18 protein-coding genes are annotated in these 19,974 nt (G+C 57.7%); 1 reads left to right on the top strand and 17 read right to left on the bottom strand.

Features of this window, described 5'->3' with window-relative positions; translation table 11 throughout:
* The first annotated feature begins 2 nt into the window (after positions 1-2).
* The gene (locus I6F12_RS25145) at positions 3-299 is read left to right on the top strand and encodes a ferredoxin family protein (protein WP_036014950.1); all 297 of its coding nucleotides are present in this window, start codon (positions 3-5) and stop codon (positions 297-299) included.
* Between the two features lie 240 nt (positions 300-539).
* Here I6F12_RS25145 and I6F12_RS25140 read toward each other — a convergent pair whose 3' ends face one another.
* The 17 genes from I6F12_RS25140 to I6F12_RS25060 all read right to left on the bottom strand — a co-directional run bounded on the left by I6F12_RS25140 (position 540) and on the right by I6F12_RS25060 (position 19,704).
* A complete protein-coding gene (locus tag I6F12_RS25140) occupies positions 540-1,082 on the bottom strand; it encodes a carboxymuconolactone decarboxylase family protein (protein ID WP_036014866.1) in 543 nt (180 codons plus the stop codon).
* Between the two features lie 6 nt (positions 1,083-1,088).
* Positions 1,089-1,643, bottom strand: a complete 555-nt coding sequence (locus I6F12_RS25135) for a peroxiredoxin (protein ID WP_036014864.1) — start codon at positions 1,641-1,643, stop codon at positions 1,089-1,091.
* A gap of 1,030 nt (positions 1,644-2,673) precedes the next feature.
* Entirely contained in the window at positions 2,674-3,873 is a 1,200-nt protein-coding gene (gene modC, locus I6F12_RS25130) for a molybdenum ABC transporter ATP-binding protein (protein ID WP_225124645.1), read from the bottom strand.
* Positions 3,874-5,872: 1,999 nt separating this feature from the next.
* Positions 5,873-6,172 (bottom strand): hypothetical protein, encoded by a 300-nt coding sequence (locus I6F12_RS25125; RefSeq protein WP_225124644.1) that lies wholly within the window; start codon positions 6,170-6,172, stop codon positions 5,873-5,875.
* Positions 6,173-6,485: 313 nt separating this feature from the next.
* Positions 6,486-6,941 carry a hypothetical protein gene (locus I6F12_RS25120; RefSeq protein WP_225157472.1) on the bottom strand — a complete coding sequence of 152 codons (456 nt, stop codon included), beginning with the start codon at positions 6,939-6,941 and terminating at the stop codon, positions 6,486-6,488.
* 580 nt (positions 6,942-7,521) lie between these two features.
* Positions 7,522-8,241 carry a hypothetical protein gene (locus I6F12_RS25115; protein WP_036014859.1) on the bottom strand — a complete coding sequence of 240 codons (720 nt, stop codon included), beginning with the start codon at positions 8,239-8,241 and terminating at the stop codon, positions 7,522-7,524.
* A gap of 59 nt (positions 8,242-8,300) precedes the next feature.
* On the bottom strand, positions 8,301-9,050 hold the full coding sequence (locus I6F12_RS25110) for a hypothetical protein (protein WP_036014946.1): 750 nt from the start codon (positions 9,048-9,050) through the stop codon (positions 8,301-8,303).
* Between the two features lie 1,063 nt (positions 9,051-10,113).
* Positions 10,114-11,487 (bottom strand): pitrilysin family protein, encoded by a 1,374-nt coding sequence (locus I6F12_RS25105; RefSeq protein ID WP_225136148.1) that lies wholly within the window; start codon positions 11,485-11,487, stop codon positions 10,114-10,116.
* A gap of 44 nt (positions 11,488-11,531) precedes the next feature.
* Positions 11,532-12,980: a pitrilysin family protein gene (locus I6F12_RS25100; RefSeq protein ID WP_225157471.1), complete on the bottom strand. Its 1,449-nt coding sequence runs from the start codon at positions 12,978-12,980 to the stop codon at positions 11,532-11,534.
* Positions 12,981-13,436: 456 nt separating this feature from the next.
* Complete coding sequence (locus I6F12_RS25095; protein WP_225124641.1) at positions 13,437-14,309, bottom strand: Effector protein NopP; 873 nt, start codon at positions 14,307-14,309, stop codon at positions 13,437-13,439.
* A 118-nt stretch (positions 14,310-14,427) separates the two neighbouring features.
* Complete coding sequence (locus I6F12_RS25090; RefSeq protein ID WP_225124640.1) at positions 14,428-14,931, bottom strand: tetratricopeptide repeat protein; 504 nt, start codon at positions 14,929-14,931, stop codon at positions 14,428-14,430.
* Positions 14,932-15,048: 117 nt separating this feature from the next.
* On the bottom strand, positions 15,049-17,142 hold the full coding sequence (gene sctV / locus I6F12_RS25085) for a type III secretion system export apparatus subunit SctV (RefSeq protein WP_225124639.1): 2,094 nt from the start codon (positions 17,140-17,142) through the stop codon (positions 15,049-15,051).
* A 9-nt stretch (positions 17,143-17,151) separates the two neighbouring features.
* Positions 17,152-17,580, bottom strand: coding sequence for a hypothetical protein (locus I6F12_RS25080; protein WP_225136083.1), 429 nt, complete (start codon positions 17,578-17,580; stop codon positions 17,152-17,154).
* A 2-nt stretch (positions 17,581-17,582) separates the two neighbouring features.
* Complete coding sequence (locus tag I6F12_RS25075) at positions 17,583-18,119, bottom strand: hypothetical protein (RefSeq protein WP_225124637.1); 537 nt, start codon at positions 18,117-18,119, stop codon at positions 17,583-17,585.
* Positions 18,120-18,152: 33 nt separating this feature from the next.
* Entirely contained in the window at positions 18,153-19,046 is an 894-nt protein-coding gene (locus I6F12_RS25070; RefSeq protein WP_225124636.1) for an FHA domain-containing protein, read from the bottom strand.
* A gap of 115 nt (positions 19,047-19,161) precedes the next feature.
* On the bottom strand, positions 19,162-19,353 hold the full coding sequence (locus I6F12_RS25065) for a hypothetical protein (protein ID WP_036014847.1): 192 nt from the start codon (positions 19,351-19,353) through the stop codon (positions 19,162-19,164).
* Between the two features lie 42 nt (positions 19,354-19,395).
* Positions 19,396-19,704 carry a hypothetical protein gene (locus tag I6F12_RS25060; RefSeq protein ID WP_225124635.1) on the bottom strand — a complete coding sequence of 103 codons (309 nt, stop codon included), beginning with the start codon at positions 19,702-19,704 and terminating at the stop codon, positions 19,396-19,398.
* Between the last annotated feature and the right edge of the window lie 270 nt (positions 19,705-19,974).

Below are 19,974 nucleotides of genomic sequence, written 5' to 3'. Positions count from 1 at the left end.
GCATGAGTTCCGAACCCGCGGTGCGCGTCGAAGACAAGCTGTATTACAACCGCTATCTTGTCGACGTCGGAAACCCTCACGTCAAGGTCCGTGCGCACACAACGCCATCGCCGCAGCTACTTTCACTTTTGAAAGTCTGCCCCGCGCGGTGCTATGAGCTCAACGACGGCGGCCAGGTCGAGGTAGCGGTTGACGGCTGCATCGAGTGCGGTACCTGTCGCGTTATCGCTGAGCCGACCGGCGACATCCAATGGAGCCATCCGCGCGGCGGGTATGGTGTGCTGTTCAAGTTTGGGTGATGGTGAACGAAAGGCCGTCGGGGCGACCGAGGCGAGGCGTGGGAACTCATCCTATCCGTGGCGCATTGCGTGTCATCTGCGGGACGGCGGGAATTCGACCACGACGCTCTTCATGAGGACGCCGCGCAACATGACTTGCCGACGTGACCCGCCGTGCAGCTCGTGCGGGAGCCGCAAAGGCCTCGTTGCGGTGCCACTGCGTGGCGCCCCAACTGCGTCGATCGAATGGCAGAGTAGAGATCAGCCTCTCGCCTGAGCGGGGGCGGACCCAGCGGCCTCGATAGCGACCGCCACTGACTGCGTGATCGCAGCAAAACGCACGGCGGTGTGTATCGCTCTGGAATCAACGCCCGCGGCCCTCAGTGTCTTCTCATGGGCATCAATGCAGACACCGCAACCATTGATGACGGAGACAGCAAGCGACCACAGCTCGAAATCTGTCTTGTCCACCCCGTGATTGCCGATCACGTCCATACGTAGCCGTGGCGGCATCGTCTTGTATTCCGGGTCGGAAACGAGGTGAGCGAAGCGGTAGTAGACGTTGTTCATTGCCTCCACAGTGGCGGCGGCTTTCGCTGCGGCGATCTCTACAGAGGTCATCACGGCGGACGCCGCGCATTCCAGCGCGGCCACCAGGGCTGCATTGCGGGTGGCAGCCGCACTCGCCAGCAGCAGCCCGTATTTTCTCTGCAGCGAAAACGTCTCATCGGTCACCACGGAGATCAAGTTAAGCCGGACATCCTTCGCGAAATCGGGAATCCTTATTTGTTCGATCCACGACATGCTGCCTCAAGCAACTTTCAAGGTTTCGCCGCCGATTTCGCGGTTGCAGGGACAGAGCTCGCCGGTTTGCAGCGCGTCCAGAACGCGGAGCGTGTCCTTAGGACTGCGCCCCACACTGAGATTGGTCGCGTAAACGTGCTGGATCGTGTTTTGGGGGTCAACAATGAAGGTGCAACGATAGGCGACCCCTTCGGGTGAACGCACGCCAAGACCATCGACGAGCGTTCCCTTTGTATCGGCAAACTGCCAGATTGGGAGATTGTGCAGGTCGACATGCGAACGCCGCCATGCAAGCTTGCAGAACTCGTTGTCAGTCGAACCACCCAGTACAACCGCATCCCGTTCAGCGAATTCTTTGGAAAGCCGGGCAAATTCCGCGATCTCTGTCGGGCAGACGAATGTAAAGTCCTTGGGGTAAAAGAAGATAATCTTCCATTTTTCCGGAAAGCTCGTTTCGGTCAGCGTCTCAAATGCACTCTGCCCTTCTTCTTCCTGCGCATGAAAACCGGGCTTCACGCCTGTGATGTCGAATGGCGGCAACTGACTTCCAATTCCGAGCATGCTGTCCTCACAAACTTGCTTTTGTAGATCGTGACCTCACTGGTGGAGCAAACTATATGCCACCCGTTCTTAGGTCTGGAATGGGCGCAACAAGACCAGCCCAGCGGCTTGGGTCCGGGCATGTTCGCGCGCTTGGTGCCTCAATCAGCACTAAGCTGACGGTCATCTGGAGCACCAATGCTCTTACAAGGCGTTGGGGCCAACCTGCAAAACACCGCCATACCCCAGCAGAGGAATGGCTACGATTGCGGTGCCTTTGAGCTCGACGGAACGCGCGCATTGGTCAGGCGGGTGGCGGGAAGACGACAGACCTGAACCGTAGCAGTCTCGTCATCGACCGGCACGGCACCGCAAAGCCGGCTACGGGCTTGATGTCGGCTTGCGCTGTTTAGCGGGCGCAGCTGGTCGAACTGCGACGTCTCGCCATTGAAGGTCCACAATCGGCACGTTCGTAAGACATCAAGGTGGCGCAGGAGCGGACGCTAGAGCTAAGGCGGCTTCCGGAGATGGCGAAGATTCTGGTGGACGATTGCGGAGCCGACGTGCTCGGCAGCCCCACTGTCGCGTTCAGGTCGTCCGGTATCGTTGTAACCAAACACCGCAGCTCGGGTTGGGCCCGGCTGCGCGCCACGATCAAGGCAGCAGCCTGCCAAGTCCGCGGTGAGGCTCGCCCGTCGGCATTTCCCGCACGCTTCGCAATAAGGTCGATCTCCTCGCGATCAGCAAATTCGCCAAAAGAACGAGAAACAGCTGGCCGGGCCGACGGCTGCGGCCTCGGCAAGCCCATTTATACCAAGACTAAAGGGCACCTGCTGCCGAGTGGTTGCGAAATCGAGATCTTTTCTCCCCTCGCAACATCGATTGCTAGTATAATGTGCGTGCCCATTTGCTGGCCTCGAGTGTCGCTGCACCTGTCGCCGATGCGTACGCATTGGTGCCCGACATCCTGAGCCACATCGGCCAGTAGCCTATTCGTCTTTTGGAAGGTAGAGAACTGCCCGGAACACTATTCGCATCGATCTCATGTAGATTATCGATCACGGCTGGGATCTTGTTGGTGTTTTTCTCGCATCGGGCATAGCTGTCGAAGGTGCTCCTGCGAATGTGGTAGGCGTTGCAAGCAACCGCTCGGCAGCCCGAGCGGAACGGCGCGCGCGACCTCCGCGAATACTTGCCCTCCATTGCTAAGCCGTAGCGCATCAAAGGAGCGGCGTGTGACGCGCGCCAAAAGCGGCACGCCAGATCGGCCGGCTTCAAGGGTCAGAACCAAGGTGACCTCAGCCTCGCCGTGCGGCAGAGAGGCTTTTATGCGTGCTGGAAAAACATTGAGGATAGAGCTTGCGCGCCGAGGTTCGCGCGCAATGCTGACGTCGTCGGCAGCGATGCGCAGCCGCAGCGGCGCGCCCGGTGTAAGCGGCACTCCAGGTATCAGAAAGCGCACAGCTTTGAGGCGGAGCATGATCAGCCCATAGCGCCCATCATACCCGCCGACCGTAGTATCAAGACAGACTGCCGCTTCGCCCCGCCTGGCAAGCGCCGCATCGCTCTGAATGACATTGAGCGGACCGGCCGTAGTCACGGCGCCATCCTTCATCATGACGAGATAATCGGCAAAACGCTCGATATCAGCGATGTCATGGCCGAAGTAAATCATCGGCAATCGAAGCGTTTGCCGCATGCGCTCGAGAAAGGGCAGGATCTCGCATTTGGCGGAGCGGTCGAGCCCAATGAGTGGATCGTCCAGCAAGAGTAGCCGAGGCTGGCCCAACAGCGCACGGCCAAGGGCGAGTCGCTGTCGCTCCGCTCCGGAAAGATCTGATGGCAAACGCTCGAGCAGTGGCGCCAAGGCGAGCAATTCGACCACACCATCAAAATCGATCAGTGTCTGTTCCGATTTGGACGCGTTGTATAAAAGGGTGTGTCGTACAGACAAATGAGAAGAGAGAATCGGTAGGCGAAATACATATGCGACGTGACGAAGATGAGTCGGTCGAAACGTAGTCTCATCCTGCCAAATCTCCCCATCAATCGCACAGAATCCATTCGGCAGGCGCTGGACGCCAGCGATGCAGCGCGCGAGTGTAGTTTTGCCGCACCCAGGCGGACCAAGAATCGCTGTGACGCCTTTGGCTGGTACGCTGAATTGCGTATCTAGCAAAATGCTTCCGAGAGAACCGTTGAAGGCAACTTCGATATAGCCCTTTTTGGCTTCTCTGATGAACCTTAGCATGTGCTGTATCTTCTCAGCTAAGTCAGGAGGCCAATGGCTGCAGTGGAGCTGATCCCCATGCTTCCGACGATCCACTCGACCCCGCGGCAGCACGGGCTTTTCTGCTCGCGTGAGGGCCTAGGGCAGGGGGCGGACTGCAGATTGGTATCAAGACCGGAGTCTTGTTGAGCAGCTTCGCGCCGCTAGGATTGTGGCAATCGGGCGTTGCTCGCTGCACTTGGCATTGAGAGATAAGCGCCCTTCCAGCAGCGCAAGGTTGTCAGTCTGCTTGGCGGGCCGAGCGCATGTTCGAATAGCGCCGCTTGAGAGGCTTGGCGGTAAAGCTGTCCGATCACTGGCTCGGGGCCAGAACTCGGCATTACGGATCCCACAGCTTCGCGAGCCGATTCGAAGTTTGCGTCCGTCGCCACAATGGTGGCCTTTGCACTCTCAGGTGCGAGTAGCATCAGCGCTAGATCGATCATGATGAATCGAATTAACTTCATTGGAATCCTGGCTCCGCCGCGACCGCTTCCTTCGCGGCAGCTTGATCCTTACCCAGCAATCGGCGTGCCGTTTTAAGGAATACCTGGCCGGCTAGTGGCAATGGAGGCTTTGCATCGGTCTCCACCCTGCGTCCTGAATCGCCGCATCGTAGGACCTTGGACGTTCGCGTCGCCAACCGCACATGCAGGAGCTATGACATGGCACCTGAGGGTGAAACCATGCCTCTCGCATTGGAGATGGTGCTTCGGCGAATGTGCGGCCGTAAAACGCGTCAGTGATACACAAGTCGCTGCCTCCGGCTGGCGCACCTTCCGATCTGCGCGAAGGAGAAGGTTGGCAGCCTCTCTTCGAAAAACGCGCTGATATGAGATGATATGCGCTGTCCGCGCGCTCAAAGTGCTTGAACCGCCCGTAACGTCAGGATGTAGGCATTGCGAAGCAAAACGCCATATTGGGAGCCAACATCGGCACACAAGAGCTAAACGGCCGATCTCTGTTTGATCCCGGTCCTCGCAATGCGTGTTGCGCCTAGCGGTACGATGATTCCGAGCGCCGGTATCATTGCGGCGCCCGGAACAACAAGCAGTGGCTACCGAGGCGCTGGAATCCGGTAAACAGATCCGCCTCGCGGGGCAAAGAAAAACAGTGAAGTATATGCGGCTTAAGAGAGGTTTGGTGAATCAAGAGCGACGAATGGGCTGGACTTGCAATGCGCATCGCTATGCAGCCGTCCTCGCTGCGATCGCGATCGCAGCGACGTGGTGCACAGGATACGCTCGCGCGCGAGATCGTCGGGCCGAGGAAGTCTTGGTGTCGTGCAAACCAGACGTGATCCGCTTCTGTGACCGCTTTACAGGCCGTAACGATGCCGATGTGGCCATGTTTTGTCTTACGGAAAACTTCAAGAACTTACGCCGCGAATGCCGACGCATGATGCCTACCGCCACTGCCGACAGAAACGACCGGTCGAGACAATCTCTCAACAGGCGTCCGGTAGGCCTTCATCGAGAGTGAGGCACGGCAGTTGCGAACTCGAACGGTAGTGAGGTGTTCAGACTAGCGGGGCCTCGGGGTTTGGCCAGCTTGGTGGCTGCAAGTTGATCGGACTGAAGCATCAGCCTGCCGCGCGCAGCTCAACTATCTGAGGACTGATCCGTGGATCGACTGGCAGCAGTTGCGCTTTAATCAGAGCTGCAGCCATTCGGCGACTTCGAGGCTTACATGACGTTGCTATGGGTTCGCTGTAACGGTCCCGAAGGACAAGTGCGTCAGGTGAGGAGGGAATGGCCAGACATGCGCAGAAAATCCGTACTCCTCACCGATATACCGTTGTGGTCGGCGACCAGGTGTTTTTGGGCAGGTGGCTAAGCGGTAGTGACAGGCAAAAGATTCGCCGGAATATTAGCGTTGGACGTTTGCTTCATTGCCGTTTCCCTTAGAGTCTCAGCTTGGAACGACCTTGGGTTGTACTGCCGGGCTCGAGTAATAGAGTGAGCTAGGAAAACCTCTTTTGTTAGCCACTGATCGACTTCCCGAGGCAACCGCTTGATGCCATTGCGGCGTTCTCGATGCGCGCTTCAGGGGAGTCGCTTCGCCCGATCGTGGTGCTCTTGACCGAATACACTTTAGAGCTCAGGGCTAATGGGAACGCCGTCGACAGAAGTCTCTCAAAGGCAGAAAGCTGTTCATGCAGACGCTTCTCAACGGCCTCCCGCTGCGCGCCAGGCAGTTCAGTGCCAAGTAATCGACGGCAACGCCAGATTTCGTTTCGCAACCATCTGATCTCATTTAATGTATCATCAATCGAAGTCATCACAGATATTCGTTCCTGGAGTATCAAGCATGACGATCGTCTGAGCGGCCGTTGCTTGGCTCCGCATTTCTGCCGAATAGTTCAGCCGAGGACTTACGACTTTCCGCCCGTTTGTCCCCGGAGGCGGCGAGCAAGATGTGTGCAACTCTTACCAATCAATATCACCCGACACCGCACGTGTGACAACAAATCGCGGCAGAGTTTCGCGGTTTAACGGCGTCCCGATCGTCTGTCCTGCACAATTTCAGCGCTCCACAAGATCGGTTGGCCGACGGGCAGTTAAGTAGATCCGGCCTGCTATAGGCATTCACAATCACTTATTCGATAAATAATCTATGGGCGAGGTGGACCTTACCAACAACATGGGAAAGCCATGAGAACGATTGTGAGGAAGGCAAACCAGCCTGACTGCGATCCACGGCACGCGCCAGCCAATCAAAGAAGCGGACGCGGTTGCGATCGTGGTAATACAACGCGAAATGTCGATGGACGCAGTGTCGAGCCAATTGAGCATTCCACAGACGGTCATTGACATCGACATCCGCTGTGCACGCCTCAGAAGAGCGAGTGAATAGCTCGAATCCCGCGCTGCACCAGGTTGTAGCGTTGTTGATGCGTAAAAGATAAAGGCCCGCTTGGCAGGCGTTGACGTCCCATCGCAAGTGGACATCACGACGACGACCTGTTGATTTCCAGTTTTCCCGCCTGCGGGGGCGATGGCCAGGAAAGCCATTTCGATGTCGGCACGGGCCGCCTGACCGGCCATCATCAAGTACGATGCGGGCAATAGAATGTGTCTACCCAGCCTAGCCGCGCCTTTTCCAAGGAAAACGCTGGGTGAACGCCAGCGCGCGAGCGGCACGAGCGCTGCGGTGAAAGCTTGGGAGTCTTATGTCCTTTCGAACCAGCCTCACGAGGGCGCTAGGCGAAAGCGATCGCGCCAGCAACGTCGTTGAGTTCTCAACAGCGGTGGTCACGCGCGATAAGCAACTGCGCAATGTGGTCGCCAAAACGCCCGCGAGATCAAAGGCGCGGTCGTGCATCAGGTGCTCGGCAAATTCGACCTAAAGCTATGAGGGCCTCCCGAAGGAAGACCTCGTCGATCGGCCTAGCCCCTCACAAAAAGGCTGTGACCGCTTCTTTCGAGGACGGGCTGTCTGGATCAGCCATTGGCGAATGAGCTGCCGTCAACTGCCCTTCGCGCTGTCTGTGCGGAGGATCGTAAGGATGGAGATCCAAGCGAACAGTCGTATACCGCAATTCATGCGTTCGCGTTGCGGACGTCATTGAAGTCAGCGGTCAACCACCACTCATAGGCCGGACGAATAGATGGTGATCAGAGCGAACTTTCAAGTGGCCCTTGTGCAACGTAGGCTATCGACATCCGTTCCCCGCCGACGATCGGACCTTCGCTGCGTCACACTCGAATCCAGATCGCGAAACAGGCTGTAATTCCGTCGGATCCATTGATGCAGCTCGGTGGACCAGTCCTTCTCGTTGCGCAGATATCCAGTGAAGGAAAAGCTAAGCCGGTCTATATATCGTTTGAGGAACAGCGGAAGTGCGGGAATCCGAATCACCCGCTCGTGATCCATCGCTTCCGGTAATTCGCCGCGCAGCACGAATTCATTGTGGACGGTGACCAGCGACGCCGGCGGAATTCGCCGCCGCAGCATTTCATAACCGCGAAAGGAGATGCGGTCTGCGCCCGCGACGAAGAGGATGATAGGGGCGACATAGCAGCGCGCCGTCTCCTTCATGAAGCCTATCTCCTCGCACATCTTGAAGAATTCGTCGAAGGCGTGAAAGCCGAGGTCAATTACCTTGGGTACCCGATCGTGGATGATCAGAGGGTCCATCAGCTGCATCTTGCCGTAAGTGTCGATCACATCCGCGGTCTCCGTGATGTTGGGGAGGTAGTCGAGCAATGACGGCTCTTTCAAGTTCACATCGAACGATAGCGTTGCGCCGTTTTTCAGCAGCAAGAACTCGCTCATAGCCCGAGCGATGAGGGTTTTACCGACCTGCGGGCTAGGAGAGCAGATGATGTAGATGGGGGTCGCTAACATAGCCAGCAGATCAATTTCGTTCCGTACGTAGGCCCGACCGGAGCTCGCCGGATATGACGCTACTTTTCGCCGGCCCGGGTAGCGGACTTGGCCCCCGCCAATTCCGTCAAGTTGATGCGATCGAATTCGCTCCAGACATTTGCCAGCCAGTGCCGGACATAGCCGCGCAGCACGAAGGAGTTGTGCGCGGGTTCATCGTTCCGTCCCTTGTTTGCCACGAAGTCTATGAATGGGACGGATGCGACTTCCACCTGCTCATAGGCCATCTCGTTGAGCTTCGGTATGGTCAGCTCAGTCGCATGTTTGATGCGGTGAAAATAGGAATTATAAGTCGCTTGATCCCACTGGAAGAATTGAGTGTCGTTGATGAAGTTCTTGACGAGGTAGTACTTTGCGCCGCTCATGAAAGTCGCGGTTTCCGCGATCTCGTCTAGCGAAGCGATGGATGATCCCAGGATGTGGAACACGGCAAATGTGATCTGGCCAGACCGTGCCGAGTCCAGAAAGCCGATGTCGCGCAAGGAAGCTAACGCAGAAGACAGTAGTCCTGCTCGAGCATCGATGACAGTGACGGATAGCCCTGAGTTCAAGGTATCGAAGATCTTCATCTGGTCCGCCGTCGTGGTCATGTCGACGATCTCAGTGATCTCGGGATAAAAGCGCTTCAGCGTTCCGCGGGGCGACTCTGTGTCGAATGCGCGTGTTTGCACGTTGTTGACGCTGAAGTAGTCCAGTAGCGTTCGTGATACGGTCGTCTTGCCGACTCCTCCCTTGTCCGCGCCGACCACAATTACAACTGGCTTCACCATAGAAACATCTCCTGAGACACTCGCTATTGCCGCGCGCAAAGTGCGCAATCGGCGCGTCTCTGCTTTGGGCGCGATCATGGCAGAAAGAAGGGGCAATGAACCTTCGATGCTGGAGCTCTGCAACTGATAAACGTTTTCAACATTAAGCGAGTGACGTGGTCCGATGATGCAGGCCTGAGAATGGAAGTAATCACTTGTATTGGTGATCTACGTGAGGTTTGTGGGCAGCTGGAACCGCGGGCCAAGAATCAACTGTCCGCCTGTGGTGATCGTTGTGATGCCATAGGCAATCTATGGATGCCGTCGCTGCCGCTATCTACTTTTCATGAAGCGACGGAAACTAACGTAGCGTCAGATTGCGAAGCTTGATGAAAGCGCAAGTCAAGGCGATGCGACGCGGTGCGGCTATGGCTTGCCAGACCACAAAGCCCTGCTGGATTAGATGGTCGTCTCTTCGGCCGAGAGCGTAGCGGCTGGTTAATTCCTGAAAGATGACCCTGAACGACCGAGCTCTCACTCTCACTCTGGTGATGAATGTCGGGATACGCGAAGGCTGAAGCGCGTTGGTGACGCAATAGCAACCATGCATCGCTCTGCGGCGAGATTATCGGGCAACGGAGAACAAGATCGAAGCCGGAGCGGGGCGCCGGCGGACGGCGCAGCATCGGTGGGGAAGCGATATCGGACGTCCGAAAGAAGCGCGCGTCTGGTGGCCGGCACGGCGATCTTTGTCTTGGACACAGAGATCGCCGAGCGACGTCCTATGGATCGAGAAGGACTTAGTGGAATGAACGATAGCCATGGCGGGTGCGTACTCTCGTTGGCCGTTTACTTGAAGCGGCAGACAGTGTACGCACCGGTTTTAAAGCGCCCACTTTGGCTAACCTGAAGATTCAACCCGGATTGTCGCCTTGTTTAAACTCGTTTGCGCAAAAAGCGGCTTCGAGCGGCCGCATGGTAGCTGCCTAACGACGGAATATCTCGACGAGCTAAAGGCGGGTGCTAGATGCACTCTGCGCGCAAGAGCGATGCGCTTGCTAAGCGGCCGGCGCTGCTAGAAAGTTTAATTGCGCGGCGTTGTCGGCCCGGCGTCTAGCTGATCGGCGCCTGGCGGGGGTGTGGTCCCCGATGGCATGGTGGTGCGCTGCGCGGCGTCCTTCGAGGAGCGGCCGACGATAACGGTGAGCAGACCCTCGCCCCACAGCCGCTGCGCTGCTCTCTTGGCGTCTTCCAGCGTCACCGCATCGACCACGGCATGCTGCTTTTCGAAATAGTCGATGGGCAGCTTGTCAAGCTGATTCTGCAGTAGCGTTCGCGCAAGCTTTGATGATGTGTTGAGAGCCACCTGTTGCGAGCCCTTCAGGTAGGACTTTGCGTCATCGAGTTCCTGCTGAGTAGGTCCTTTCTCGGCGATATGGCGGACCTGCTTCTCGATTTCTTCGACCGTTTCGCCGGCACGATTGGCGCAGGTCCCGCTGCTGCCGAGAAACATGGCTGAATGGTCCAACCAGACAAGGTGCTCACGGACGAAATAGGCCAGTCCGCGCTTCTCGCGGACTTCGCGGAACAGGCGGGACGTAAGGCCGGCGTCGCCGAGGATGTGGTTGACGATATAGGCGGCCATGAAATCCGGCTCGCTCCGACGGACGGCTGGACCCCCAAAAGTCACAACTGTCTGCGGCACATCGCACCGAATGAAGACCCGTTGCGGCGGCTTTGCTGCGATGACTTCGGCAACCGGCATCGCTTCTGCGTTGCTCGGCAGGCTGCCAAAGGTCTTGTCGAGCAGCTTGCAGACGACCGCTGGATCGACGTCGCCGACAACAGCGATTTTGAGCGTGTCTTTTGCGATCACGCGTCGGACATAACCCTTGAGATCCGCGACCTCGATCTTCGGCACGCTTTCCAGCGAGCCTTCGGCTGGGCGAGCATAAGGATGATCCCCAAACGCGACTTCGAGGAACTTGCGATGAGCCAGAGACGAAGGATCGGTCGAGGCGTGCCGAAGGCGCGCAAGTACACTAGCACGGGTCCGTTCGACGTCGGCCGAGTCGAAACGCGGCGAGGTTAGCGCCGTTCGTAAAAGCTCGAAGGCCTCGTCCGCGTTGTCGTGGAGTGTGCGCAAGGCACCGCGGAAGTGATCAGGGGTCACATGAAAACCCAACTCAATGGCACGACGGTCTAGCCGCTGATGAAAGGTCTTGAAGTCAAAGTCGCCGGAACCTTCCTTGAGCAGGCCAGACACCATGTGACCGACGCCAGGTTTTTGAGCGGGGTCCTGAGTCGCGCCGCCGGTGAAGGCATATTCCATCGTGATCAATGGGACGGTAGAATCTTGCACGAACCAGGCTTCTATACCGCAAGACGAAATTAGGCGCTTGATCCTGGGTCGGCCAAGTGACCCCGCGGCGGCAACCGAATTTGGCGAAGCGAGCATAGCGAGGGAGAGCGACGCTCCGCCGAGAAGGATCGGATAAATCACTAGGGCTTCTCCCAGTGTTGTGGAGTAGACTCTTTGATGAGATAGCCGGTCACCGCTCGTTTCTTGTCGAGCCATTTCCGCACGGCCTCGTGCACCTGCTGTGCACCGACAGCGCGGATGTCGTCCGGCCAGCGTTCAATATCCTCGATGCACAGTCCCGTCGTCAGGCCGCGGCCATACCGGTGCGCGAGCATTTCCTGACTGTCCTGGGCGTAGGTGACTTGCGCAATCAGCCGCGTCTTCGCCCGCTGCAGATCTTCGGTGCTCACGGGATTACGGGCAATGTCGGCGATTACCTCGTCGATGGAGTGCTCGATCAGGCTGAGGTGGACGCCAGGTTTTGGTATGGCGGAAATCTCGAATCGCGAGGGGTCGAGTGCGGCAGATTGGTAGCTCGCTTTGGCAGTGACCGCGAGCTGCTTTTCGACGACAAGCGAGAGATGGAGATATGAGTTGACACCGCCGCCCATCAACTGCTCGAGCACCTCAAGCGCCGGACCCTCCCCCGCGGCCGCGGTGCGAGCCGGCGGTACGAGATAATAGCGGTGCAGGGCTGGCTGCTCGACGCGGGAATCGGCCAACGTCACTCTGCGCTGCGCGGCCGGCGTCGGCTCCTGCGGCCGCAGGCGTTGCAGGGGAATCGAGGGTTGCGCGGGGATGCCGCCAAAAGTCTCCTTCACCAGCGAGGGCATTTCCTTGGTGGTTACGTCGCCAGCGACAATCAGGATCGCGTTGTTGGGTGCATAGAAGCGCTTGTAGAAGGTAAGCGCGTCCTCGCGGGTAAGCTTTTCGATTTCCTGGCGCCATCCAATAATGGGGTGGCCGTAGGGGTGGTTGAGGTAAAGCGCCGCCATCATCTGCTCAGCAAGTCGGGCACCTGGTTGGTTGGCGATGCGCATATTGAATTCCTCCAGCACGACGTCGCGCTCGGACAGCACATCCTCGTCGTTGAGAATGAGACCAGTCATGCGGTCGGCTTCAAATTCCATCATCTTGCCGAGGTGCTCGCGAGGCACGTGCTGGAAGTAGCTGGTGAAGTCGAATCCGGTAAAGGCGTTCTGATAGCCGCCGGCGCGCAGCACGGCCTTGCGGAACTCATCCGCCGGATGTTTGGATGTGCCCTTGAACATCAGGTGTTCGAGGAAATGCGCGAGCCCCGATTTGCCAGGCGGTTCGTCCGCGGAACCGACCTTATACCAAATCATCTGAGTCACGACGGGTGTGCGATGATCCGGGATCACGACGACCTGCAGGCCGTTCTGGAGCGTGAAGCTTGCTGGTCGATCTGATTTGACCGTGCCGGCAGAGACGCTAGCCTCGTCAGGAAGGTATAAGCCGGTGCCATTCTCAGTTATGCGCTCGACCGCCGGGGCGGTGCGCGTCGTCGACTCCGAGGCTTCAGCGGCGGTGCCTGCCGCCTTGCCGGTGACCGAAAGCCGGTTCTTCATGGCATCGCCTTTCGTTCCATAGTGGTCATTATGGTAGAAAATCCGACATGGCGGGGAGCCGCGCCTCGTCTTGGCAAACAGTGGAGCAAAAACCGGACCAATCGCCGGACTCGCGTACGCAACGGCACAGAACAACGTTGCGCACAACGCGTCAGGAGAACTTCGCGTCCAATGGAGACTTCAGGTCAATCGAGCGCGATATGACGTCGGCACAACACCCGGCAGGCTCGCCATCACACATCTCGCTCTAGAAGATGAGTAGCTTGACAATATTTATCATGGCCGCGAGCTGGGAGTCGGCGAGCAGCTCCTTGGAGTACACTGCGCCGAAGTAGTCCAGGACGAAGGTGCCAGAATAGCGTAGATTATCGGTCGAGCGGATTAGGTTATCCAGTGCGAGCCTGACCTCACCAAAGTCGATCTGGCCAATCGCTCTTCATGTGGTGCGTGTACGCTCTACATAAAGTCATAATCATCATCATACGGATCGTTCGCGGGCTTTGCCACACTTTCGGTACACTTGGCATTGCTGCTATTGTCTTCAGTCGCGGCAAGATACAAAGGCGGTTTACCCGCTCGCTGCCATTTGCCTTCTTTGTTCTTCCATTTGTCCTCGTGCTTGGTGGGATCGAGCACCATCATCGAGTCACTTACCTCAAGAAAGCCCAACGCTGCTGCGCGGGCTTTCGCTTCCGGATTGGAAGAGTGGGAGAGAACGAGCGGTTCGTTACCGTCGATCTGGAGCTGATGTTCAAGCAAGATATCGCCCGCGTTATCGACGAGCGGATGGGTAACCCGGAAAGCTGTCGTTGAGGTGATTTGATCTCGCCCAGGAAATTGTTTGCGCCAATCATTGTTGCCCTTGAACAGCTCGCTCATGCGACCTCCGGGTTCCGTTCTGAGAAGCCCGACGCTCTTATTCCCGAGCTGATAGCTGAAAAATCGCGCTTTCTCCGAAATAGACTTGATGCCGAAGCGAAACGCAGTGTCCGCTGTGCGTTGAGCCTTTTGGGACACCCAGCGAGAGTATCGCTGCGGATTAGCAGCAATATCCTCTATGTCTGCTCCATAAAAGTCCACCAGCTTCCTCTCGAATGAAGATCTTGAGATTTCAACGACCGGCGGCTCTTCAACCATCGCGTATGGCGGAACTGCCGGCGAACTTGCATCAGGAGAGGAGATCGATGGCGCCAAATTCAGAGTAGAGAATACATCCGAGAACCTTTGGCGATCCCTGTAGGAGGAAGAGTCATCGGTCGCGCTCGTTCTCATTTCATCGGGCTCGGAAGCACGTTCGCTACTAGATAGATTGACGGTGTGCTGAAACATAACACTTTCCATTTGTATCGACGGGGGCTGCGCCGGTTGAGGTTCCGCGTCATAGTAAGCCGAGCTGTCGGCAAGCTGAGCATCACTTCGCTATTCCGCCCCGCTCTTTATCGCCACGCTATCTTGAACGAGCCAATGCGTTCCGGCCGCCCGCCTGCGGTGCTGGGCTGGCATCGCCGGCCTCCGTCTTGCGTTCAAGGGCGAGGGACAGTCCGAAATTGTTGCGCAGCATCGGGTTTGCGGGTTCCGCTGCGAGAGCTTGGCGGTATAGTTCTTGGGCCTCCTGATGGCGGCCCTCGTGATCGAGAACAACCGCTTTGGCATTCAATGCGCGCAGGTCGCCAGGGGCTGCCAGTAATACGCCGTCGAGCACCTCGAGCGCATCATTCGGACGGTTGGCTGCCAGCAGGGCTCGCGCAAGAGGAATCGCCGCATCGATGTTGTTCGGCTGTTGCTTCAATGCATCGCGCAGAGCCCCTTCATCAGGATCTCGGCCCAGCGCGTGCGAAATGCGCTCGCGCACCGCAGGGTCGATCTCTTCGCTGTGTGCGAGGTCAGATGTGGACGTCTGCTGCGGTGAAAGGCTATGTTTATCCCCGGCAGCGCAGCCAGCGAGCAGCACACTAGCCAGCATCGCAAGCAGAGCCGGCCGCGGCCCTGGACTGGCGCAGCACAAATACCGGCGGCGCCTGATTCTATTTGATCTCATAAGTTACTCACGAGGAAGCGCTGCCCATTCTTAGTTTGCAGCTGTGAGAAGCGAGGAAGGCGCCTTTGGAAGCTTGACGGATCCAATCGGTTGAACCGTGAAGTCGGAGGCGAGATCTTGATACGATAGAACAGGCAGGTCGATCCCGTTGCGCGTGAGAAAACCGCGTACGAAACGCCGGATATCCATCGACCCAAGGACGACAGGCTGGCTCTTACTTTGCGCGATGGTCGCATGGATCTGACGAAATTGTGCAAGCAGCTTTTCGCTCTGCCATTCATCCAAGACGAGGTATGGGCCGACGGCAGTTTCCCGTACTGCGCCGCGGATGATTTCCTCGCTCTCACGCTCGATGATAAAGGCGACCACGACGCGATGGGCGTTCGCATACCGAAAGCAGATTTGCCGCTTTAAGGTAGCACGAACGTATTCGGTGAGCAGGACGGCGTTTTGCTCGCGCTCGCTCCATTCTGCCAATGCCTCCAGGAGCAAGCGGGTATTGCGGATTGGAATGCCTTCATCGAGCAATCGGCGCAGGACCTCGGCGATCCGAGGGACGGTGGCCGTACGCAGCACCTCCTTCACCAGGTCAGGATATTCCTGCTCCATCCGGGCGAGCAATTGGCGGGTTTCCTGGATACCCACCAGGCGCTGTGCATAGCGTGTCAATGTGGAATGGAGACGTAAGGCAAGAACTTCGCTCAGCCGATGATATCCGATTCCGGCGGCCTTGAGGGCCGCTGCATGCCGTTCCTCGATCCAGACCCGATTCGTTTCCGGGTCTTGCTGAAAGGGGATGCCGCTCAACTCGATGTTGGCCACATCGTCGTTGAGCACCAGGTGCCCGGGATTGATCACATCGCGCTCAACTGGCACACTATCGACATCCACTCTGAATTGCGACGAGGACAAGCTCTCGCCGATCTGGGCCGGGATGCGCGGAATGGTGATGCCAAGGTCCGCCGAGACGAGCCTTGAAACACGCGAAATGCTCTCTTCCAGCTCGTCTTTGTCGATCGAATCCGTCAGGTTCGGTGCAAGGAACAACGCGATCGGAAGTGCTTCCGTATGTACGGGCTGCTTCTGGGCCGCTGCGGGAGCCGGCGCCGAAGCAGCGACGCTAGCTCCTATTTTAGCGGCAGGCTTGTCGCCTTTGGTGCCGACCTTGACGAAGCTTGCCGCAGCGAACAGGACGGCCAGCACGAAAAACGGGGGCAAAGGAAAGCCGGGAACGAGCCCCATGAATACCAAGACGCAGGCGGCTAGCCTAAGCGCCTGCGTACTTGCGGTAAGTTGGTGAACGATATCGGCGCCGAGTTTGAGCTTGGAGGGCCCGTTGACGCGCGTGACAATGGTCGCAGCGGTAATTGACAGCAGCAACGCCGGAATCTGCGAAATGAGCGCATCACCGATCGTCAAAAGCGTATATTGATGCAGCGCCTCATCGAGCGACATACCTTTTGAGAGCAGACCGATGCTGATTCCGCCCAGCATATTGATGCAGATCACGATTAGCCCGGCGATCGCGTCTCCCTTAACGAACTTCATGGCACCATCCATCGCGCCATGAAGTTGACTCTCTTGCTCCAAGGCGGCACGTCGGCGACGTGCTTCGTGCTGATCGATGTGGCTGTTGCGCAGTTCCGCATCGATCGCCATCTGTTTGCCTGGTAGCGCGTCAAGGGTGAAGCGCGCAGACACCTCTGCGACGCGTTCGGCACCCTTGGCAAGAACCATGAATTGCACCATGGTCACGATCAAGAATATGACGATTCCGACCGCGATATTCCCTGAAATGACGAAGTCGCCGAATGTGTGAATGATGCTGCCGGCGTCGCCCTCGGCAAGGATCAGCCGCGTTGTTGCTATCGTTAGCGCCAGTCGGAATACGGTGGAGATCAGGATGACGCCCGGTAAGGACGAAAAATCAAGCGGTGTGGTGAGATAGAGGGCAACCATCAGCAGCAATATGGCAAACCCAAGATTGAAGCCGATCAGCATGTCGATCACGATGATTGGGATTGGCATGATCATCATGCCGATCGCCAGAAGCAGCATCAAGGCAACCATGAAATCCGGGTGGGCCGGAGCGCGCACGATGAAGTCACGCAAGACGTTGGCCATGATAGATCCCTATTGCTTTTTGATGAGGGCCCTGCCCGCGCGCAGTGACACATAGCGCTGGAAGACCTCGCGAGCCTCGGGCATGCGGCCAGCGTGACGCAGGGCGTGGCTGCGCAACAGGGTCATCGGTATGCGGGAAGAGGGTTGCGTATCGAGTGCGTCCAGCCGGTCCAACACGTGGAGTGCTTCGTCGCCAAGGCCCTCGGAGATTAGCGTGTAAGCTAGGATGCGGAGTAAACCGACGTCGTTGGAATGCTCGCGAGCTGCAATTCGCAACAGAGCCAGACTCTGTGCGCTCTGCCCGCACGCGAGATGTACATACGAGAGCGCACAAAGCAGGTCGCGCTCCGGCCCGGAGATCGACAGAATATCGCCGGATTTGGAGACTTCTGGCTCCAGGGGAGCGGGCACATGCTGCAATCCATCAGGATCGACCATGGCTAGCCCTTGATTAAGCTGTTTTGATTTTGCCGGAGCATTAATAGCCGCTGTAGTTCCTGCTGCAGGATTGCCAAACATTCTCGCGCCGTTTTGTCATTCGGCGTCGCCTCCAACGTTCGCGTCAAGCGCTCCAGAAGAACACCATGCTTGTCGGCGCGCAGTACGTCCGGATGACGGAGGCGTGGAACGACGAAGGAGAGTAGTCCGCGGGACAGATTGGGACCATAGAGCGAAGCCAATACCGCGCGCGGATCTAGCTCATTTGCTCCTGCTTCGCTTTCGAATAGAGTGACGCGCTGGATGGCGCCGACGGAGTTGACCTCGAGCGCCGCTTCGCTCGCACCATCAATTGGCAGATCATGCGAAACCGCATCCCGCCACGACGCGCGCTTCGTGCCGCTATCCGCATGGACGCCTCCGACTTCGAGTTTATCACCTCGCGAGGGAGGCGAGCCGATGAGCGGTGCGTGCTGGCCCGCATCTAATCCCTGCGATGAGGTGCCGGGCCCTACAGAGTGCTGGGGCAGCCTAGCCATCGCCTTCTCCTTCTTTCTTGCAGGGTAGAGACCTTAGTATGGCAAAGCGGCAGATCGGCCGTTGCGACTGAGCAGAACACGTCCATCCTCAATTCGATCAACGGTCCATCCATTACTTAAGAGCGCGCCGACGAAATACTTCTGTCCGGCAATAAGCAGATAAGGTTCGCTTCCGCGCCAGACGGCTTGGACAGCAATCGAAGACGGCATCTTCTCCTCTTTCACCGTGACAGCATTCACAAGGGTCGTGGTACCGTTGGTTTGACGATCGAACCATTGCTGGATTTCTTTCCATTTTGCGACGAGGTTCGGCGCAATTGTGCCTTCCGCGGTCACAACGCCGGGGCCGCGCCCGATCTTAACGTCAAGAAGGCCCGCTCGTTCGATTTCTTGCCGCAGCGATAGGGCCATTTCATCAGCAGCTCTCGGATCGAAATGATCGACGGTTGGCTTAGTGGCAATCTCGACGGCGCGCGACGACTGGGTACTTGGCACCACCGCTCTATCGCCGGGGGAGAGGATAATTGAGACGGTGCCGATCACGACAGAGCTGAGCAGAACCAGGCTGAGTGCGATGATCGAGCTGCGAGAGCGCTTGCTCGAAGCAAGTGGCTGGACATCCTCTGTCGACCAGCGGATGGACATCGCGCCAGCATGAATGACCGCGGGTAGGGGCACTCTGACGCTCTCACCTGAAGTGATGCTCGCGAGGCCGTCTATGCTGATACTGGCGGCGAGCGCCTCGACCTCGATCGAATCGCGCTGCGCGATGATCCGAAGGTGATGCGGTTCAAGCCCTTGTTCAACGAAGATCATGTCGGCATCGAGGCCGCTGCCAACAATGCTTTCGCCGCCCGCTGCCTTTCCCTTGAGCCCGGTATAGAGCCCCGAAAGCACCTCGAACTCGAGCGAAACAGAGTCGTTCACGATAACCTCCTGAATAACGAGAGAAGCCGTACGGCAGTGCCGTACGGCTCATCCAGATTTCGTCATTCACAGCGCGGCGACGGTAGCAACGCGGTGAGCCACCCGTCTTGCAGAACTACTGAACGCGCTCGTCGGCGACCTTCTTCTCGGACGAGAGTTCGGTCGTGATTCGACGCATTGCCACGGCCTGGGCCTGAACTTTCTGGCTAACACGCTCGAATTCAGCCATCTGGTTCTGGAAGCCCGTATCGCCCGTCGGCTGGGCACCAGCAGCGCCGCCATTTCCGCCAACATTGTCAACTGCCATGTCTACTTACCTTTCTGTTAGGATAACCTTGGTTCTGACTTGTTACGAGTTGTGGGCCGGCGAGATGATCGCAGGAATCGAAAGGAACATGGGCGTACCGCCGAGCGTGCTGAGCCCAAGGTTCAGCTCCGGGCTCTTGCTGAGAGTATCTGACTTGGGTTGTACCTCGCTCTTGTCGCCGGCGTCTTTGTCGTCTGCGGCCTTATAGTAGTTACCCTCGTCGGGCACCAAGGTGTGGACCACCTTGTCAAAGACCTTGTCCACGGTCCCGCCCAGTGCCGAACCAATGGCCGCTCCGGCAGGGCCGCCAAGGTATCCGCCGGCAGCGCTTCCGATCATTTCTCCGATCATCGCATTCTCCTATCCTCGTCTTGTTGCGCTCAATAGACGACTGCTCGCCTAGATTTCAGCGGCCTCATGCTAGGGGCGCTAGCTTTCGAAAAGCTGACGAGTCTCATGTTGAGGCGAGTGGGTTGATCTTTTGCGGCAGCCTTGCATCTGCTCGCAATCACCGGCTCGCCCGGGCGTTCCCAGCCCCGCCTATAATCGGCTTGGGTCAAGGCCGGGTTGGATGGTGCTTAGCTGCGCGTTCAGGAATGAGTTTACCTTGCGGACCCTGCA

It is taken from the genome of Bradyrhizobium sp. IC4059 (assembly GCF_020193615.1).
In the GTDB taxonomy this organism is placed as follows: domain Bacteria; phylum Pseudomonadota; class Alphaproteobacteria; order Rhizobiales; family Xanthobacteraceae; genus Bradyrhizobium; species Bradyrhizobium yuanmingense.
Note: the sequence above shows the minus strand (reverse complement) of the source record. Positions and strands in the feature narration are given on the sequence as shown.